The 17,754-nt window shown below is 54.1% G+C and carries 18 protein-coding genes; 12 read left to right on the top strand and 6 right to left on the bottom strand.

Going from position 1 to position 17,754, the window contains the following annotated elements:
* The first annotated feature begins 203 nt into the window (after positions 1–203).
* Entirely contained in the window at positions 204–2,009 is a 1,806-nt protein-coding gene (locus ACQUTD_RS08805; protein WP_473274854.1) for an EAL domain-containing protein, read from the top strand.
* 202 nt (positions 2,010–2,211) lie between these two features.
* Positions 2,212–3,795, top strand: coding sequence for a methyl-accepting chemotaxis protein (locus ACQUTD_RS08800; RefSeq protein ID WP_473274855.1), 1,584 nt, complete (start codon positions 2,212–2,214; stop codon positions 3,793–3,795).
* 35 nt (positions 3,796–3,830) lie between these two features.
* Here the strand turns inward: ACQUTD_RS08800 and ACQUTD_RS08795 are convergent, their stop codons facing one another.
* A complete protein-coding gene (locus tag ACQUTD_RS08795; protein WP_473274856.1) occupies positions 3,831–4,448 on the bottom strand; it encodes a LysE family transporter in 618 nt (205 codons plus the stop codon).
* 37 nt (positions 4,449–4,485) lie between these two features.
* Here ACQUTD_RS08795 and yncL point away from each other — a divergent pair, with 37 nt between their 5' ends.
* Together yncL and ACQUTD_RS08785 are read left to right on the top strand one after the other, a co-directional pair.
* Complete coding sequence (yncL, locus tag ACQUTD_RS08790) at positions 4,486–4,767, top strand: stress response membrane protein YncL (protein WP_072568206.1); 282 nt, start codon at positions 4,486–4,488, stop codon at positions 4,765–4,767.
* Between the two features lie 118 nt (positions 4,768–4,885).
* A complete protein-coding gene (locus tag ACQUTD_RS08785) occupies positions 4,886–5,563 on the top strand; it encodes an SOS response-associated peptidase family protein (RefSeq protein WP_473274857.1) in 678 nt (225 codons plus the stop codon).
* Positions 5,564–5,607: 44 nt separating this feature from the next.
* Here the strand turns inward: ACQUTD_RS08785 and wcaA are convergent, their stop codons facing one another.
* The 4 genes from wcaA to icd form a co-directional block, all read right to left on the bottom strand.
* Complete coding sequence (wcaA, locus tag ACQUTD_RS08780) at positions 5,608–6,495, bottom strand: colanic acid biosynthesis glycosyltransferase WcaA (protein ID WP_318364681.1); 888 nt, start codon at positions 6,493–6,495, stop codon at positions 5,608–5,610.
* A 349-nt stretch (positions 6,496–6,844) separates the two neighbouring features.
* Positions 6,845–7,018: a GnsA/GnsB family addiction module toxin gene (locus tag ACQUTD_RS08775; RefSeq protein WP_072568204.1), complete on the bottom strand. Its 174-nt coding sequence runs from the start codon at positions 7,016–7,018 to the stop codon at positions 6,845–6,847.
* Between the two features lie 197 nt (positions 7,019–7,215).
* Positions 7,216–7,683 carry an Hsp20 family protein gene (locus tag ACQUTD_RS08770; RefSeq protein ID WP_321987311.1) on the bottom strand — a complete coding sequence of 156 codons (468 nt, stop codon included), beginning with the start codon at positions 7,681–7,683 and terminating at the stop codon, positions 7,216–7,218.
* Positions 7,684–7,922: 239 nt separating this feature from the next.
* A complete protein-coding gene (gene icd / locus ACQUTD_RS08765) occupies positions 7,923–9,173 on the bottom strand; it encodes an NADP-dependent isocitrate dehydrogenase (protein ID WP_072568202.1) in 1,251 nt (416 codons plus the stop codon).
* Positions 9,174–9,290: 117 nt separating this feature from the next.
* Here icd and rluE point away from each other — a divergent pair, with 117 nt between their 5' ends.
* From rluE to ACQUTD_RS08725, 8 genes are all read left to right on the top strand, one after another.
* Complete coding sequence (gene rluE, locus ACQUTD_RS08760; protein ID WP_318373995.1) at positions 9,291–9,944, top strand: 23S rRNA pseudouridine(2457) synthase RluE; 654 nt, start codon at positions 9,291–9,293, stop codon at positions 9,942–9,944.
* A 10-nt stretch (positions 9,945–9,954) separates the two neighbouring features.
* Positions 9,955–10,413, top strand: coding sequence for an NUDIX domain-containing protein (locus ACQUTD_RS08755; RefSeq protein ID WP_473274860.1), 459 nt, complete (start codon positions 9,955–9,957; stop codon positions 10,411–10,413).
* On the top strand, positions 10,406–11,575 hold the full coding sequence (mnmA, locus tag ACQUTD_RS08750; RefSeq protein WP_072568199.1) for a tRNA 2-thiouridine(34) synthase MnmA: 1,170 nt from the start codon (positions 10,406–10,408) through the stop codon (positions 11,573–11,575). The genes ACQUTD_RS08755 and mnmA overlap by 8 nt, the downstream gene beginning before the upstream one ends.
* A gap of 31 nt (positions 11,576–11,606) precedes the next feature.
* A complete protein-coding gene (gene hflD, locus ACQUTD_RS08745; protein ID WP_072568198.1) occupies positions 11,607–12,236 on the top strand; it encodes a high frequency lysogenization protein HflD in 630 nt (209 codons plus the stop codon).
* 18 nt (positions 12,237–12,254) lie between these two features.
* Positions 12,255–13,625 carry an adenylosuccinate lyase gene (purB, locus tag ACQUTD_RS08740; RefSeq protein ID WP_318364897.1) on the top strand — a complete coding sequence of 457 codons (1,371 nt, stop codon included), beginning with the start codon at positions 12,255–12,257 and terminating at the stop codon, positions 13,623–13,625.
* A 119-nt stretch (positions 13,626–13,744) separates the two neighbouring features.
* The gene (phoP, locus tag ACQUTD_RS08735) at positions 13,745–14,419 is read left to right on the top strand and encodes a two-component system response regulator PhoP (protein WP_318364896.1); all 675 of its coding nucleotides are present in this window, start codon (positions 13,745–13,747) and stop codon (positions 14,417–14,419) included.
* Positions 14,416–15,879: a two-component system sensor histidine kinase PhoQ gene (gene phoQ / locus ACQUTD_RS08730; protein ID WP_473274863.1), complete on the top strand. Its 1,464-nt coding sequence runs from the start codon at positions 14,416–14,418 to the stop codon at positions 15,877–15,879. The genes phoP and phoQ overlap by 4 nt, the downstream gene beginning before the upstream one ends.
* A 91-nt stretch (positions 15,880–15,970) precedes the next feature.
* Entirely contained in the window at positions 15,971–17,092 is a 1,122-nt protein-coding gene (locus tag ACQUTD_RS08725; protein WP_473274864.1) for a JmjC domain-containing protein, read from the top strand.
* Between the two features lie 101 nt (positions 17,093–17,193).
* Here ACQUTD_RS08725 and ACQUTD_RS08720 read toward each other — a convergent pair whose 3' ends face one another.
* A complete protein-coding gene (locus tag ACQUTD_RS08720) occupies positions 17,194–17,691 on the bottom strand; it encodes an REP-associated tyrosine transposase (RefSeq protein WP_473274865.1) in 498 nt (165 codons plus the stop codon).
* Positions 17,692–17,754 lie beyond the last annotated feature (63 nt).

The following is a 17,754-nucleotide window of genomic DNA, read 5'->3' as shown; positions in this document are numbered from 1 at the left end:
TGCCATTCTGTTTATTGTCCGGCCAGCAGCGCCTTTCGGGAGAATCACGTGAGAAAAACCACCATTATTATGCTGATTATTGCTATTGCCGCCGTTGCCGGATCCCAGTTCGGCTGGTGGTGATCCCCGCCGTACGCTAAAAATAACTCTTTCCTGTAAAAATTCTTCCCCAGACTCAGCACCGTTCTGAGCAGGAGCGCCTTATGTTCACCGGCCTGAATAAAAATGAAACCAAACGACTGGCGGCCCTGGCGTTACTTAAGGAACAGGACAGCGCCCGTGATGCTGCGCTGGGCGAATTTGCCTGTCTCGCCAGTGAAATCATGGGCGTTGATGGCTGTTTTGTTACTATTTTTGATGATCAGCATCAGTACATTAAATTTGTGAAAAACAATCCGGCTATTCCGCTGAAAATGCCGATTGTTGATTCCATGTGCCAGCATTCAGTAAAAAGTTGCAATGCCATCATCTGTAACGATACGCGTCTTGACGAACGCTTTCGCGATCATGAACTGTCGCTGAACGGTCACGTTATTTTTTATGCCGCCGCGCCATTACAGACCAAAGAGGGTTTTGTGCTGGGCACGCTGTGCGTCAGCCATCCGACGCCCCTTGAACCTGATGCACAGCAAACGGAAAATTTCCTGCGCATTGCTTCGCTGGCCTGCACCTATCTGGAAGCCTGGTACTCTTTAGGGCGTGTGGATGCGTTAACCGGCCTGCCCAACCGGCAGTTTTTACTGAAAGAGATGGAGCGTATTGGGCTGGAAACCGCCCATCGTCCCTCTACGCTGATCCTGTTTGACTGCATTGATATGCCACAGGCCTACGAGCTTTCACGCTATCTTGGGCTGAGCGCGGTGGAGAAAATGCTGCGCGGCTTCGGGCCACTGTTACGCCTGCGTTTAAAATTACCGGCCACCACGCCGTTATATGCTTTCGCGCCGGGACGCTTTGCGCTGTTAATAGACAGCGAATACGCAAAAACATTGATCAAAAAAGCGGAAAACCTGCCGGACATTGAGGCGAAAATTCGCGGCGACATCGACATTCGCCTGAAAATCTTCACCGGCTACGTGAATTTCCGGCCCGGCATTGAGGATCCGAAAGAGATATTGCGCCAGGCGATCAGCGCACTGCATGAAGCGATTCGCCAGCATATTCCTGTCCTGCCCTTTGACCGCGCGTTCGATGAGAAGCGCAACAGCGATTTTAAATTGCTTTACGATTTGAGCGAGGCCATCAAAGCGCCGGATCAGTTTTATCTGGTTTATCAGCCGAAAATATCCCTGCACACCGGTTTCACCGAAGGATGCGAGGCGCTGCTGCGCTGGCAGCATCCTGTGCTGGGCAATATTTCCCCCGCCACCATTGTGGCGCTGGCGGAGAAAACCACGCTGATGAACGATATTACCCACTGGGTGATCCGCACCGTGATCGCCCAGCTCAGTCGCTGGCGGGAGGCGGGCATTCTGCTTCCGGTATCCATCAACGTAACGGTCAGCGATTTTTCCTGCCCCGGTTTTGCCGATACGCTGGAGCAGCAGATCCTTGAGGCAGGCCTCGTGGCGCAGGATATTCGCATTGAATGCCTGGAAACAGAAAAAGTGCTGGAGAGCGAGCAGGCGCTCTGTGAACTGGATCGGCTGAAAATGAAGGGCTTTAAGATCCTGCTCGACGACTTTGGCGCAGGCTACAGTAATATCAGTTATTTACGCCGTATTCCCATTGATATTATCAAGCTCGACCGTTCGCTGATTAGCCAGCTGACCACCGATCCCGGCAGCCGCATTATCGCCCGTCACGTGATTATGATGCTCAAGGATCTGAATTATCTGGTGCTGGCTGAGGGTGTGGAAGATAAAGAGACCGCCATGCTGTTGCAGTCCTATGGCTGCGACGAAGCGCAGGGCTACTTTTTCTCGCGCCCGGTGCCGCCAGAGGCAATCCCCGCATGGCTCACCGAAGCCAGTCCTCTTGAAGTGGCGTCGCTGCGCAATTTCCTGTAGCGGGTTAAACAGGCGGCTTTTGGCTATTTTGCCGCCTGTCATAAATATGTCATAAAATTATATAGTTATTGCACATCAATCGATTAACGCCACTTTGCTGCTTTTTTCCACACTCCTGCCATTAAAGCCCGTCGCCGCCGGGTCGATACCTGTGTGCTCGTCATCCCGATGGCACTCTTTGACCTCAGGAACCACAGATATAATGAAACTTAACCACCTTACTATCGGGCAGCGGCTCGGTTTACTGGCTGCGGTACTGCTGCTGGCGACGCTGTTTATCGGCAGCAGAGGATTAGTGATTAACGCCGACGGGCTGACGCAGAATCAGCACATTATGGCGACGGAAAAACGTGTGACGCAAAGTATCGATACGGCGCGAAATGCACAGGTACAGTTCAAAATTCAGGTGCAGGAGTGGAAAAATACGCTGCTGCGCGGCGGTCAGGGACAGGACAGCTTCGATAAATATAAAAATGCATTTGTCGCCCAGAGCCAGAAAACCCAGGCGCTGCTGACGGAACTGGCTACCCTGCTGCCGCAAATCGGGCTGGATACCGGGCTGGTGGAACGAACCCGCCAGCTGCATAGCGAGCTTGAGGCGCATTATCTCGCTGCGCTGACCCAGTACGATATCCAGGATCCTTCCAGCGCGCAGCGGGTGGATAAGCTGGTGTCCGGCATTGATCGGGAACCGACGCGCATGATCGACGAGACGGTAGCCGCCACGCTCAAACAGGCAGATCGCATCCGCCAGCAGACGCACGATCGCAACATGGCGCTGTATCAGCAAACTAAATATCTGTTGTTGCTGGCGATGGCCCTGACGCTGATAGCCGGTCTGATGATCACCTGGTGGCTGGTACGCAGCATTACTCGTCCGCTGGCACAGGCCGTATCCGTGGCGCGCCGCGTGGCCGCCGGCGATTTGCAAACCACTATCGCCGTCAGCGGACGCGATGAAACCGCCCTTCTGATGCGCGCTCTGCGGGAGATGAACGATAACCTGACCGGTATCGTCAACGGCGTGCGCAATGGCACCGAGACTATCGCCAGCGCCTCGAAGCAGATCGCCACCGGTAGCCTGGAGCTGTCGGCCCGCAATGAAGCGCAGGCCAGCGCGCTGGAGCAGACCGTGGCGTCGATGGAACAGCTGACGTCGGTGGTGAAAAACAACACCGAGAACTCGCGCATCGCCAGCACCCTGACCCGCGAAGCCTGCGTCACCGCAGGCCAGGGCGGTAACGTGGTGGAGAAAGTGGTGGATACCATGCGCGATATTAATCTGCTCGCCAGCGAGATCAGCAGCATTATCGGCGTGATTGACAGCATCGCCTTCCAGACCAACATTCTGGCGCTCAATGCGGCAGTGGAAGCGGCGCGGGCTGGCAATCAGGGGCGGGGTTTTGCGGTGGTGGCGAGCGAAGTGCGCGCCCTGGCGCAGCGCTCTGCTACTGCCGCCAGAGAGATCGGTGAGCTAATCGAACGCTCGGTAAACCGGATCAGCGACGGCAATAAACTGGTGAATAACGCCGGTAGCGCAATGCAGGAGATCGTGCGCAGCGTCGAGCGCGTGAGCCAACTGGTGGACACCATTTCAATTGCCAGCAATGAGCAGAGCGTGGGGATCGACCAGGTACATATCGCGATGACGCATATGGACACCGCCACGCAGCAGAACGCCACGCTGTCGCAGGAGTCTTCTGCCGCGGCGCACGCCATGCAGGATCAGGCGCACAGGCTGCTGGAGATGGTGCAGGTGTTTAAGCTGCGTGATAGCGCAGCATAATGTCAGGAACGGGCGCATCGCGCGCCCGTTTTTGCTTAGCGCTTACTCAGCGCCAGCTTAGTGGCAAACAGAATAAACAGCGTGCCTGTGCTGCGATCCATCCAGCGGGAAACCTTTTCGCGCTTCAGGAAGCTCGCCAGCGGACGCGTTGCCAGGATCAGCGTTGTTGACCAGCTCATACCGATCATTACATGGATCGCCACCAGCCCGAAGGTCCAGGCAATGAGCGGCTGTCCGTGGGGAATAAACTGCGGCAGGAAAGAGACATAAAACACACCCATTTTCGGATTCAACACATTCCCCAGCATCCCTTTCACAAACCAGTTATGCGCGGTTTTGCTGCTTACGCTGACGGGTAAACCGCTACCCGGACGCAGCAACATAGAGATCCCCAGCCAGCAGAGATAGGCTGCGCCGCAATACTTAAGGATGTTGTACGCCAGTTCCGACACCGCAATCAGGGCGCCGAGGCCAAAGGCCACCATCGCTCCCCAGATAAAACAACCTACGTTAATACCCATAGCCGCGTTAAACGCCGCTCTTTTTCCCTCGACGGAGGCCGTGCGCAGAATAAGCGCCGTATCCAGACCGGGGGTAAGCGTCAGTAAAGTGGCGGCAATACTGTACGCCAGCAGGGTGTCAAAAATGGTCACGTCTGTTCTCCGTTTTATGTAATTTCAGGCGCCGGTGATGATAACAGATAAGACGAATCTGACGCCTCTGAAGATTGATAGTCATCAAACTTGTCCGAAAATTCTTTTCCGACAAAAAATAAGACTATTTGACGAGGCAAAATCGTCAGTCCTCACTACACTCAGGGAAGTTGTTTTGGCCTTACTGTATTACCAACATCCACGTTGTCACGTGAAGGATGCGAAGATGAATATTTCCAGCAGAACTGCCGTTCTTCTTAATTTGCTTGCCGCTGCCGCACTGGTTATGACGCTATCGTCCAAATACCACTGGTTCTGAGGCGCACACTGATATTTAAAAATAAACGCCCCGGCCCTGAGCCGGGGTGTTTGTTTTGTATTTAATCAGGCCCGGCAAGCCAGCGCCGCCGGGCACGTTGTTATCACCGGAGAAGTTTATGTGCGGAAGATTTGCCCAGGCACAGAGCCGGGAAGAGTACCTCGCCTTTCTGGTGGAGGAAACGGAGCGCGACATTGCCTTCGATCCACAACCTATAGGTCGTTATAACGTCGCGCCGGGAACAAAGGTTTTACTGATGAGCGAGCGCGACGAAAAGCTCCATCTCGATCCTGTGCTGTGGTCGTACGCGCCCGGCTGGTGGAGCAAAGCGCCGCTTATTAATGCCCGTGTCGAAACCGCAGCCACCAGCAGAATGTTTAAACCGCTCTGGCTGCATGGCCGGGCGATCTGCTTTGCGGACGGCTGGTTTGAATGGAAAAAAGAAGGCGATAAAAAACAGCCTTATTTTATTCATCGTGCTAATGGTCAGCCAATCTTTATGGCCGCTATCGGCAGCACGCCCTTTGAGCGCGGCGATGAAGCGGAAGGCTTTTTGATTGTCACCGCAGCGGCGGATAAAGGGCTGGTGGATATTCATGACCGTCGACCGCTGGTGTTAACGCCAGACGCGGCCAGGGAGTGGATGCGCCAGGAGATTAGCGGCAGCGAAGCCAGTGATATTGCCGCTGATGGTGCGATACCGGCGGAAGAATTTATCTGGCATCCGGTTACCCGTGCGGTGGGCAATATCAGAAACCAGGGGGCGGAGTTAATTGAGCCTGTGAGTCTCTCTTAGCAGCTCGCTCAACAAGCGCGGTTTACTGCCTCGCCGGACGGGTTTCAGAATTTTTTGTTTTTGAAACTTGTATACAGCATCGCGTAGCGTTTGATATTTCTCAGTGTCATCAATGTCAGTAGCGTCCGTAATCGCATAGGTTTATTACGAATATAATACAGCGTAAATAATTGATATTTCTTACTGGATTTATCGAAACTGCCCTTATGCTTTTTGTAAAAATTCAGATACCCCGAGAATTTTTTACGCGAGCCGGTAATCCGTGCCTCGCCATGATTGACATAAAGTATCTGTGTCGCTTTATGAACTTTAACGGGTGAGCCGTACTTTCTGGCGAGTCGATAAAAAGCATCATAATCTTGTGCGGCTGATAAGCGGGTATCGAAAAGTCCGTTCTGTAATCTGCTGGTTAAGGTAAAGATCTGATTACCGACGATATTCTTTTTATCAAATAAGTTCTCATTATATTCAGGCTTAGGGTATAAGCGTAATTCTGCTAAGTCTTTATAATCTTTGTTTTCACAGATGTAATCATCTGCATACAGGTAAGCGTGTTCATTAAGCTTAGCCTGATGCTCAAGAAATGATGAAAGTCGATTGGGTAACCATTCGTCATCATCGTCAATACCTGTGATGTAATGCCCTGTCGCCAGCCCTATTGCCTGATTTCTGACGGCGCATGCCCCGGAGTTATATTCGTTGCGAATAAACCTGATCCGGACGTCTTTCAGGCTTTCAATATAGTGACTGAGCTGGCCCCAGGCTGGCGAGCAGTCATCAATAACGATCATTTCCCAGTTGCTGTAGTCTTGCGCGACAATGGAATTAATAGCCCGTATAGCCAGCGCTTCGCGATTCCAGGTGGGCATATAAATTGAGATAAGAGGTGAAGCCACAGCGGCCTCTGTCAGCCAGTTGCCCGCCCTGACCATGTTTTCAACGTCCGCCGTCGTTGCCGTATTGTTGCTGGTAAAATCCACGGTTTTGCAATCGGGTAAATGATAAGGAACAGGGTTAACGTCAGTATGGGCGGAATGTGTAAACATCAGGTTTATGCGTCTTATGGCAGCCATTTTTTTTGCTCCGAAACCGCTTCGTTAGCATTTCGGAAAACAATAACAATTGCTCACATTCTGATAAATAAAATTACTTACAGAAAAAGCATTTTCAGAAAAAACTTATACACAGAATATTAAAACTACGATTTTTAATAGTTGCATGTGTTTATTTTGATTAATCTGTCGTGATAAAAACGGGAACCTCTGGTTCCCGTTATGTTTATTACAAGAGTTTTATTTTAACGTCATACCCTTCGAGTCCGGTCATCGTCTCGCGGGGAACAAATTCTATCTCAGAAACCTCTTTCTCGGTTTTCTTCCTGATCTCAGCGATTTTTTTAGCTATCAGCGCGGAAATCTCTTCTTCAGCTTTACGTGTCAGTTCTTCTTGTTTCATCGCTTGCTACTCCTTTAATACTGTTCCGCACACATCAGATGCCAGAACGCTCATCTAACTAAGATTAACCTGTTATAAAGCTTAGGTTATCTTCCCTGATGGCGTCCAGAAATCAGAAAATGACGGGTTTTAAAGCCATTAACGTGACGAAAAAAAAGGCCCGCATCAGCGGGCCAACGTAAAAACAAGGCAACAAATTACGCTTTGTGTTCGAGCACTTTTTGATTGTTTCCGATGGCGATTTTTTTCGGTTTTTCACTCTCAGGGATTTCCTGATGAATATCTAATGTCAGTAGCCCGTCCGCCAGGCTGGCATTACTGACTTTGGCATGTTCCGGCAGAGAGAAACTCAGCTGGAAATCCTGCCGGTAGATGCCGCGATGGATCCAGCTCTCCTGTTCACTGGAGGACTCTTCTTCACGTTTACCGGAAATTGTCAGGTTTCCACTGACCGTTTCAATTTCCAGCTCGCTCTCCTTCCAGCCGGGCACGCTTACCGAAATCATATAGTGGTTGGCATCCCGTTTTTTCACGTCGTAAGATGGCGCTGCCGCCACCGGCGTATCACCGGTAAGCTGGCTGAACAACCTGTCGATGCGGTTAAAGCGATCGGAAAAAAGGGAATCAGCTAATGTTGGAAAGGCTGACAAAGTTCTGAGTGCCATGATTAATCTCCCGAATTCCTGTTCAAAAGTTTAATGTTCAGGCAAGCATTGCTTGTCCGTGAATAAAAATAATATCTGCTGGCGGTTTTTCAAGGCTGACATCAAATAATTTTTTCAACCTTTGTAATGTTTTTTTATTGCCGCCGCAGACGCAACCCTGCTCAAGAGTGATGTTTTATTTGTGGCAAAAAAAACGGGAGCCTTTCGGCTCCCGTTGTGCATATAACCCGCCAGGCGAATTACATGTGGCTGATGATCGCGTCACCAAACTCTGAACATTTCAGCAGCTTAGCGCCTTCCATCAGACGTTCGAAGTCATAAGTTACGGTCTTCGCGGCAATCGCGCCTTCCATACCTTTGACGATCAGGTCTGCGGCTTCGAACCATTCCATGTGACGCAGCATCATTTCAGCGGACAGGATCACGGAACCTGGGTTCACTTTATCCTGGCCTGCGTATTTCGGCGCAGTACCGTGGGTCGCTTCGAACAGGGCGCATTCGTCGCCGATGTTCGCGCCCGGCGCGATACCGATACCGCCAACCTGGGCTGCCAGCGCATCAGAGATATAGTCGCCGTTCAGGTTCATACAGGCGATCACGTCGTATTCAGCCGGACGCAGCAGGATCTGTTGCAGGAACGCATCAGCAATTACATCTTTAATGATGATCTCTTTGCCGGTGTTCGGGTTCTTGATTTTCTGCCACGGGCCGCCGTCGATCAGCTCGCCGCCGAATTCTTCTTTCGCCAGCTGGTAGCCCCAGTCTTTGAAAGCGCCTTCGGTGAACTTCATGATGTTGCCTTTGTGAACCAGGGTCACAGAGTCGCGATCGTTGGTGATTGCGTACTGGATCGCTGCACGCACCAGACGTTTGGTCCCTTCTTCCGAACACGGTTTAACACCAATGCCGCAATGTTCCGGGAAGCGGATTTTTTTCACGCCCATTTCGTCGCGCAGGAATTTGATCACTTTTTCAGCTTCGGCGCTGTCTGCTTTCCATTCGATACCGGCATAGATGTCTTCGGCGTTTTCGCGGAAGATCACCATGTCGGTCAGGTCAGGACGTTTAACCGGGCTTGGCACGCCTTCATAATAACGTACCGGACGCAGACAAACGTACAGATCCAGCTCCTGGCGCAGAGCCACGTTCAGGGAGCGAATGCCGCCGCCTACCGGGGTGGTCAGCGGGCCTTTGATCGCCACGCGGTATTCGCGGATCAGATCAAGGGTCTCTTTTGGCAGCCAGACGTCCTGGCCATAAATCTGGGTGGATTTTTCACCGGTGTAAATTTCCATCCAGGAAATCTTACGCTCACCTTTGTAGGCTTTTTCCACAGCGGCATTAACCACCTTCAGCATAGGCGGGGTCACGTCCACACCGATCCCATCGCCTTCGATGAACGGAATAATCGGATTATTGGGAACGTTGAGTTTGCCGTTTTGCAGGGTGATCTTCTGACCTTCCGTCGGAACAACTACTTTGCTTTCCATTCACCTCTCCTTCGAGCGCTTCTGGTTATGACTGATTTTTTGTTAATGAATTGTAATGAGCCTGTCAATACTAACTGATTGTTGGGTTTCATGAAAGGCACTCGTTCTTCGGTTATAATGCGGCAATTGATAACTTCTGAAAATACCATGCTGAAAACTTCTAATAGAAATCACCGGGTTAAGCGATTCAGCTCACGACATACTGCTAAGCGCCCTACAGAAAGCGGGCCGAAACGGGTCATCCTGTTCAATAAACCCTACGATGTGTTGCCGCAGTTCACCGACGAAGCCGGACGCCGCACGCTGAAGGATTTTGTTCCGGTGGCGGGCGTCTATGCCGCCGGTCGTCTCGATCGCGACAGCGAAGGGTTACTGGTGCTGACCAATGATGGCGCGCTTCAGGCGCAGCTGACGCAGCCCGGTAAACGCACCGGCAAAATCTATTATGTGCAGATTGAAGGCGAACCGAATGACGAGGCGCTGGCCGCGCTGCGTAACGGCGTGACGCTTAATGATGGCCCTACCCTGCCCGCAGGCGTGGAGTTAGTGGCTGAGCCAGAATGGCTGTGGCCGCGTAATCCGCCGATCCGCGAGCGTAAAGCCATTCCCACCAGCTGGCTGAAAATCACCCTTTATGAAGGCCGTAACCGTCAGGTGCGTCGTATGACTGCCCATGTGGGCCACCCCACGCTGCGGCTGATCCGTTATGCGATGGGTGGATACACGCTGGATTCTCTTGCTAATGGCGAGTGGCGCGACGCCACCGAATAAGGACAACACTATGTTTAAACCACACGTTACCGTCGCCTGCGTCGTCCATGCGCAGGGCAAATTTTTAGTGGTGGAAGAAAAAGTCAGGGGCAAGGCCACCTGGAACCAGCCCGCCGGGCATCTGGAAGCCGATGAAACCCTGGTGCAGGCGGCAAAACGTGAACTCTATGAAGAAACCGGCATCATTGCCGATCCGCAACACTTTATCCGCATGCATCAGTGGATCGCCCCTGACCGCACGCCTTTCCTGCGTTTTCTTTTCGCCATTGAACTTGACACTCTGTGCGCTACTGAACCCCATGACAGCGATATTGACCGCTGCCTGTGGGTCAGCGCAGAGGAGATCCTCACCGCCGACAACCTGCGCTCGCCGCTGGTTGCGGAAAGTATTCGCAGCTGGCAGACCGGGCAGCGCTACCCGCTTGCGCTTATCGGTGAATTTAACTGGCCGTTTACAGGGGATGCCTGAGTCGCTAACGCGTGATAGAATACGCCGCCTTGAAGTTCAATGTCGTGAGTATTCTATGTCTGATAGCCCAAAAAAAGTGATCGTCGGCATGTCCGGCGGTGTCGACTCTTCCGTCTCTGCTTACCTGTTACAGCAACAGGGCTACAAAGTGGAAGGCCTGTTCATGAAGAACTGGGAAGAAGATGACGGCGAGGAATACTGCACTGCCGCCGCCGATCTTGCCGATGCGCAGGCGGTGTGCGACAAACTCGGCATCGAGCTGCACACCGTAAACTTTGCCGCAGAATACTGGGATAACGTGTTCGAGCACTTCCTCGCGGAATACAAAGCCGGCCGCACTCCGAACCCGGATATTCTGTGCAACAAAGAGATCAAATTTAAAGCCTTCCTCGAATTTGCCGCTGAAGACCTGGGCGCGGATTATATCGCCACCGGCCATTACGTGCGTCGCGCGGATGTCGATGGCAAAAGCCGTCTGCTGCGCGGTTTGGATGGCAACAAAGACCAGAGCTATTTCCTCTACACGCTCGGCCACGAACAGATCGCGCAAAGCCTGTTCCCGGTGGGCGAGCTGGAAAAACCGCAGGTGCGTCAGATCGCTGAAGAGCTGGGTCTGATCACCGCGAAGAAAAAAGACTCCACCGGTATCTGCTTTATCGGTGAGCGCAAATTCCGCGAATTCCTCGGCCGTTATCTGCCTGCCCAGCCGGGCAAGATCGTGACCGTCGACGGTGACACCATCGGCGAGCACCAGGGCCTGATGTACCACACCCTGGGTCAGCGTAAAGGTCTGGGCATTGGCGGCACCAAAGAAGGCAGCGAAGATCCATGGTACGTGGTCGACAAGGACGTTGAAAACAACGTGCTGATTGTCGCTCAGGGCCACGATCATCCGCGTCTGATGTCGGTGGGTCTGATTGCCCAACAGCTGCACTGGGTGGATCGTCAGCCGTTAACCGGCACGCTGCACTGCACCGTTAAAACGCGCTATCGCCAGACGGATATTCCCTGCACGGTGACGGCGCTGGATGAAGACAGGATTGACGTTCGCTTTGACGAACCTGTTGCTGCCGTTACCCCTGGCCAGTCGGCGGTATTTTACCTGGGCGACGTGTGCCTTGGCGGCGGCATCATTGAGCAGCGTCTGCCGCTTCCCGTTTAACGCCTGATTAAAGCGAAAGTAAGGAGACAAGGTGGCAAAAAATTATTATGACATCACGATAGCGCTGGCGGGAATTTGCCAGTCAGCCCGCCTGGTGCAGGAGCTTGCACATCACGGGCATTGCGATGCCGACGCGCTGCATGTGTCGCTTAACAGCGTGATTGATTTAAGCCCGGACTCCACGCTCGGCGTGTTTGGCGGCAGCGAAGCCAACCTGCGCCTCGGCCTTGAAACCCTGCTCGGCGTGCTGAATGCCGGCAGCCGTCAGGGGCTGAATGCGGAACTGACGCGCTATACCCTGAGCCTGATGGTGCTGGAGCGTAAACTGGCCGCCAGTAAAGGCGCGATGGACACGCTGGGCAGCCGCATCGACGGCTTACAGCGCCAGCTCGATCATTTCGATTTGCAGTCCGACACCCTGCTAAGCAGCATGGCCGCTATCTATGTGGACGTGATCAGTCCCCTCGGCCCGCGCATTCAGGTTACCGGTTCCCCGGCGGTGCTGCAAAGTTCGCAGGTGCAGGCGAAAGTGCGCGCTGCCCTGCTGGCCGGGATCCGTGCCGCGGTGTTGTGGCACCAGGTTGGCGGCGGCCGTCTGCAATTAATGTTTTCCCGTAATCGCCTGTCCACGCAGGCTAAACAAATTCTTGCTCATTGTTAACTCCCGGAGTTGTGACCTATGGAATTATCCTCACTGACCGCTGTATCCCCTGTCGATGGACGCTACGGCGATAAAGTCAGCGCGCTGCGCGGGATTTTCAGCGAATACGGTTTGCTGAAGTTTCGTGTACAGGTAGAAGTTCGCTGGCTGCAAAAGCTGGCCGCGCATGCAGCTGTCAAGGAAGTTCCAGCTTTTGCTGCCGACGCAAACGGTTACCTTGATAAAATCGTCGCTGAATTTAATGAAGCCGATGCCGCGCGCATTAAAACCATCGAACGCACCACCAATCACGACGTAAAAGCGGTGGAATATTTTCTGAAAGAGAAAGTGGCGGATATCCCTGAACTGCATGCCGTGTCTGAGTTCATTCACTTCGCCTGTACCTCGGAAGACATTAATAACCTGTCTCACGCCCTGATGCTGCAAACCGCCCGTGAAGAAGTGGTGCTGCCATACTGGCGCAAGCTGATCGACGCGGTGAAAGACCTGGCGGTGCAGTATCGCGATATCCCGCTGCTGTCACGCACCCACGGCCAGCCAGCCACGCCGTCAACCATGGGTAAAGAGATGGCGAACGTCGCTTACCGTATGGAGCGTCAGTACCGCCAGCTCGCGCAGGTGGAGATCCTCGGCAAAATCAACGGCGCGGTGGGTAACTACAATGCCCACATTGCCGCCTATCCGGAAGTTGACTGGCACCAGTTCAGCGAAGAGTTCGTGACTTCGCTCGGCATTCAGTGGAACCCGTACACCACGCAGATCGAGCCGCACGACTACATTGCCGAGCTGTTTGACTGTATCGCCCGCTTTAACACCATCCTGATCGATTTCGACCGTGATGTGTGGGGCTACGTGGCGCTGAACCACTTCAAACAGAAAACCATCGCCGGTGAAATCGGTTCCTCCACCATGCCGCACAAAGTGAACCCGATTGACTTCGAAAACTCCGAAGGCAACCTCGGACTGTCGAACGCGCTGTTGCAGCATCTGGCGAGCAAACTGCCGGTGTCCCGCTGGCAGCGCGATCTGACCGACTCCACCGTGCTGCGTAACCTTGGTGTGGGTATCGGCTATGCGTTGATCGCCTATCAGTCGACGCTGAAAGGCGTGAGTAAACTGGAAGTGAACCGCGAACGTCTGCTGGACGAGCTGGATCATAACTGGGAAGTGCTGGCAGAGCCGATCCAGACGGTGATGCGTCGTTACGGTATCGAGAAGCCGTATGAAAAACTCAAGGAGCTGACCCGCGGCAAACGCGTTGACGCTGAAGGCATGAAGCAGTTTATCGACAGCCTCGAACTGCCGGAAGACGAGAAAACCCGTCTGAAAGCCATGACCCCGGCCAATTACATCGGTCGTGCCGTCACCATGGTTGATGAGCTGAAGTAATTTCCCTGCCCTTCGCCCCCTTCCCGCCCGGAAAGGGGGCTGTTTAGTAAATGTTTATGCCTTGCGTAACATAATCCGCGTTAAACTCATCTTATCAAAGACAAAAGCGAGGCCAGACAATGCGCGTACTCGTTGTGGAAGACAATGCCCTTCTGCGTCACCATCTTAAAGTTCAGCTTCAGGAACTGGGCCATCAGGTTGACGATGCCGAAGATGCAAAAGAAGCGGATTACTATTTAAACGAGCATATCCCCGATATTGCGCTGGTGGACCTCGGCCTGCCGGATGAAGACGGACTGTCGCTGATCCGCCGCTGGCGCAGCAATGAGGTGTCGCTGCCGGTACTGGTGCTGACCGCCCGTGAAGGCTGGCAGGATAAAGTTGAAGTGCTGAGCGCCGGCGCGGATGACTATGTCACCAAGCCGTTTCATATTGAAGAAGTGGCGGCGCGGATGCAGGCGCTGATGCGCCGTAACAGCGGGCTGGCGTCGCAGGTGATCTCCATGCCGCCTTTTCAGGTGGATCTCTCCCGCCGTGAGCTGTCGGTGAATGGCGAAGTGATCAAACTTACCGCCTTTGAATACACCATTATGGAAACGCTGATCCGCAACAGCGGCAAAGTGGTGAGCAAAGATTCGCTGATGTTGCAGCTGTACCCCGATGCGGAGCTGCGCGAAAGCCACACCATCGACGTGCTGATGGGCCGTCTGCGCAAGAAAATTCAGGCGCAGTACCCGGAGGATGTGATCACTACCGTTCGCGGTCAGGGCTACCTGTTCGAACTGCGCGAATGAGAAAACTGCTGCGTCGCCTTTTACCGCTCTCGCTGCGGGTACGTTTTCTGCTGGCCACCGCCGCCGTGGTGATGGTGCTGTCGCTGGCCTACGGCATGGTGGCGCTGGTGGGTTACAGCGTCAGCTTCGATAAAACCACCTTCCGCCTGCTACGCGGCGAAAGCAATCTGTTCTATACCCTCTCCCGCTGGGAAAATAATCAGTTCAGCATTGAGATCCCTGAAAATCTCAATCTGCAAAGCCCGTCCATGGCGCTGATCTACGACCGCCACGGCAAACTGCTGTGGGCGCAGCGCGAGGTGCCCTGGCTTATCAAACGTATTCGTCCGGAATGGTTACAGGCTAACGGCTTTCATGAAATCGAAGCGGATGTGGATGCTTCGCGTCTGCTGCTGAGCAGCGACCACGATGCGCAACAACGTCTCCAGGCGATCCGTGAGGATGACAGCGACAGCGAAATGACGCACTCGGTGGCGATTAACGTCTATCCCGCCACGCCCCGTATGCCGCAGTTAACCATTGTGGTGATCGACACCATTCCCATTGAGCTTAAGCGCTCCTATATGGTGTGGAGCTGGTTTATTTATGTGCTGGCCGCCAACCTGTTGCTGGTGATCCCGCTGCTGTGGATCGCAGCCTGGTGGAGCCTGCGCCCCATCGAAGCGCTGGCGGGCGAGGTACGCGAGCTGGAAGAGCACCATCGGGAACGGCTGAACCCGGAAACCACCCGCGAGCTGACCAGCCTGGTGAGCAATCTCAACCGTCTGCTGAAAAGCGAGCGGGATCGCTATGACAAATACCGCACCACCCTGACTGACCTCACCCACAGCCTGAAAACGCCGCTGGCGGTGCTGCAAAGTACCCTGCGCTCGCTGCGCAGCGAAAAGCTGACGGTCAGCGAAGCGGAACCGGTGATGCTTGAGCAGATCAGCCGCATTTCGCAGCAGATCGGCTATTACCTGCATCGCGCCAGTATGCGCAGCGGCAATATGTTGCTGAGCCGTGAATTACACCCGGTCGCCCCGCTGCTGGATAATCTGACATCGGCGCTGAATAAGGTTTACCAGCGTAAAGGCGTGGATATCAGCCTCGATATTTCGCCGGAGATCAGCTTTGTCGGCGAGCAGACGGATTTTATGGAAGTCATGGGCAACGTGCTGGATAACGCCTGTAAATACTGTCTGGAGTTCGTGGAGGTCTCGGCGCATCAGCATGATGACCGGCTGCATATCATTGTGGAGGACGACGGTCCCGGCATTCCCGCCAGCAAGCGCGATCTGGTATTTGACCGCGGCCAGCGGGCGGATACGCTGCGTCCCGGCCAGGGCGTGGGCCTGTCGGTAGCCCGCGAAATCGTCGAGCAGTATGACGGTAAGATCCTGGCGGGGGAAAGTCTGCTCGGCGGCGCGCGCATGGAAGTGATTTTTGCCCGCCAGCAGCTCATATCCGCTGATAATTAGAGCATCCGCAGAAAATAAGCGCTGCCGCTGCACGCAGCCTGTCATCCTTCCGTTATAATCCGTTTCAGGTACGTAAGCCCTGGAAAATTATATGGACTACCATTTAACGTTAGACTGGCCCGACTTCATCGCACGCTACTGGCAAAAACGCCCTGTGGTGCTGAAGCGGGGTTTTGCAAATTTTGTCGATCCACTTTCGCCGGACGAACTGGCGGGACTGGCTATGGAAAGCGAAGTGGACAGCCGCCTGGTGAGCCATCAGGAGGGGAAATGGCAGGTCAGCCATGGTCCGTTTGAGAGCTACGATCACCTCGGCGAAACCAACTGGTCGCTGCTGGTACAGGCGGTGGATCACTGGCATCAGCCAACCGCGGCGCTGATGCGCCCCTTCCGTACGCTGCCTGACTGGCGTATTGACGATTTGATGATCTCCTTCTCCGTGCCCGGCGGCGGCGTGGGCCCGCATTTCGATCAGTATGACGTGTTTATCATTCAGGGTACCGGCCGCCGCCGCTGGCGGGTGGGCGAGAAAGTGCCGATGAAACAGCACTGCCCGCATCCGGATCTGTTACAGGTCGATCCGTTCGATGCCATCATTGATGAAGATATGGAGCCGGGCGATATTCTCTATATCCCGCCGGGATTCCCGCACGAAGGCTATTCGCTGGAAAATTCGATGAACTATTCGGTGGGCTTCCGCGCGCCGAGTGGCCGCGAGCTGATCAGCGGCTTTGCCGATTATGTGCTGCAACGGGAACTGGGCGGGCTTCGTTACACCGATCCTGACGTGCCGCCGCGCGAACACCCGGCGGACATTCTGCCGCAGGAGCTGGATCGTGTGCGCGCTACCATGCTCGATCTGATCAATCAGCCGGAGCATTTCCAGCAGTGGTTTGGCGAGTTTATTTCCCAGTCGCGTCACGAGCTGGACGTCGCGCCGCCGGAACCGCCGTATCAGCCGGATGAGATTTACGATGCGCTGCAACAGGGCGATAAACTGGTGCGTCTGGGCGGCTTACGGGTGTTGCGCATTGGGGATGATGTCTTTGCCAATGGCGAGAAGATCGAGTCGCCGCACCGTCCGGCGCTGGCAGCGCTTGCCAGCCAGATGGTGATCACCGCCGACACGCTGGGCGACGCGCTGGAAGATCCCTCTTTCCTCGCGATGCTCGCCGCGCTGGTGAACAGCGGCTACTGGTTCTTTGAAGATTAAGATGTGAATATGATGCCCGGTGGCGCTGCGCTTACCGGGCCTACAATGGTATGATCGAACTCAAAACGTAGGCCGGGCAAGCGCAGCGCCGCCCGGCGATGCTACTCTTCCCGTCGTTCTCCCGTTGGCAAATCCGCCACTTCACCCGCCCAGTCAGGCGGATAAATGCCGTCCCGCACATCACGATGAAAAGTTGAATACGGCCAGTCGCTCACCCGCGCCACCCAGCCATGCTTCACCGGGTTAATATTGATGTAATCCCGATGCCGCCGGAAATCCTCCTCGTCACGCAATGTATGCTCCCGGAATCGCGGTTGCCAGATATCGCGGCTGTTCAGCGAACGCGTAAACATTTTCTTAAGATCCCGCCAGCGGCCGGAAAAATCGCTGTCGTTTTCCGGCAGCGTCCAAATGCAGTGCATGTGCTCGGGCAGGATCACCCAGGCGTCAATGTGAAAGGGTTTGTGATGTTTAACAAAGGACGTTGCGCGGCGCAGCAGAGCAATGTGACGAATCAGCAGATCGCTTTGTCGGTTTTTCAGGTTAACGGTAAAAAACCAGCTGCCACCGGGGATGTAGTGCCGACGATAATTTGACATGCGGTAATCCTTTACCTGGGGAATTGTGATGCCCGGTGGCGCTAAGCTTACCGGGCCTACAAC

The organism is Enterobacter sp. K510 (genome assembly GCF_055804875.1).
This window is presented reverse-complemented; position numbering and strand designations above follow the sequence as displayed.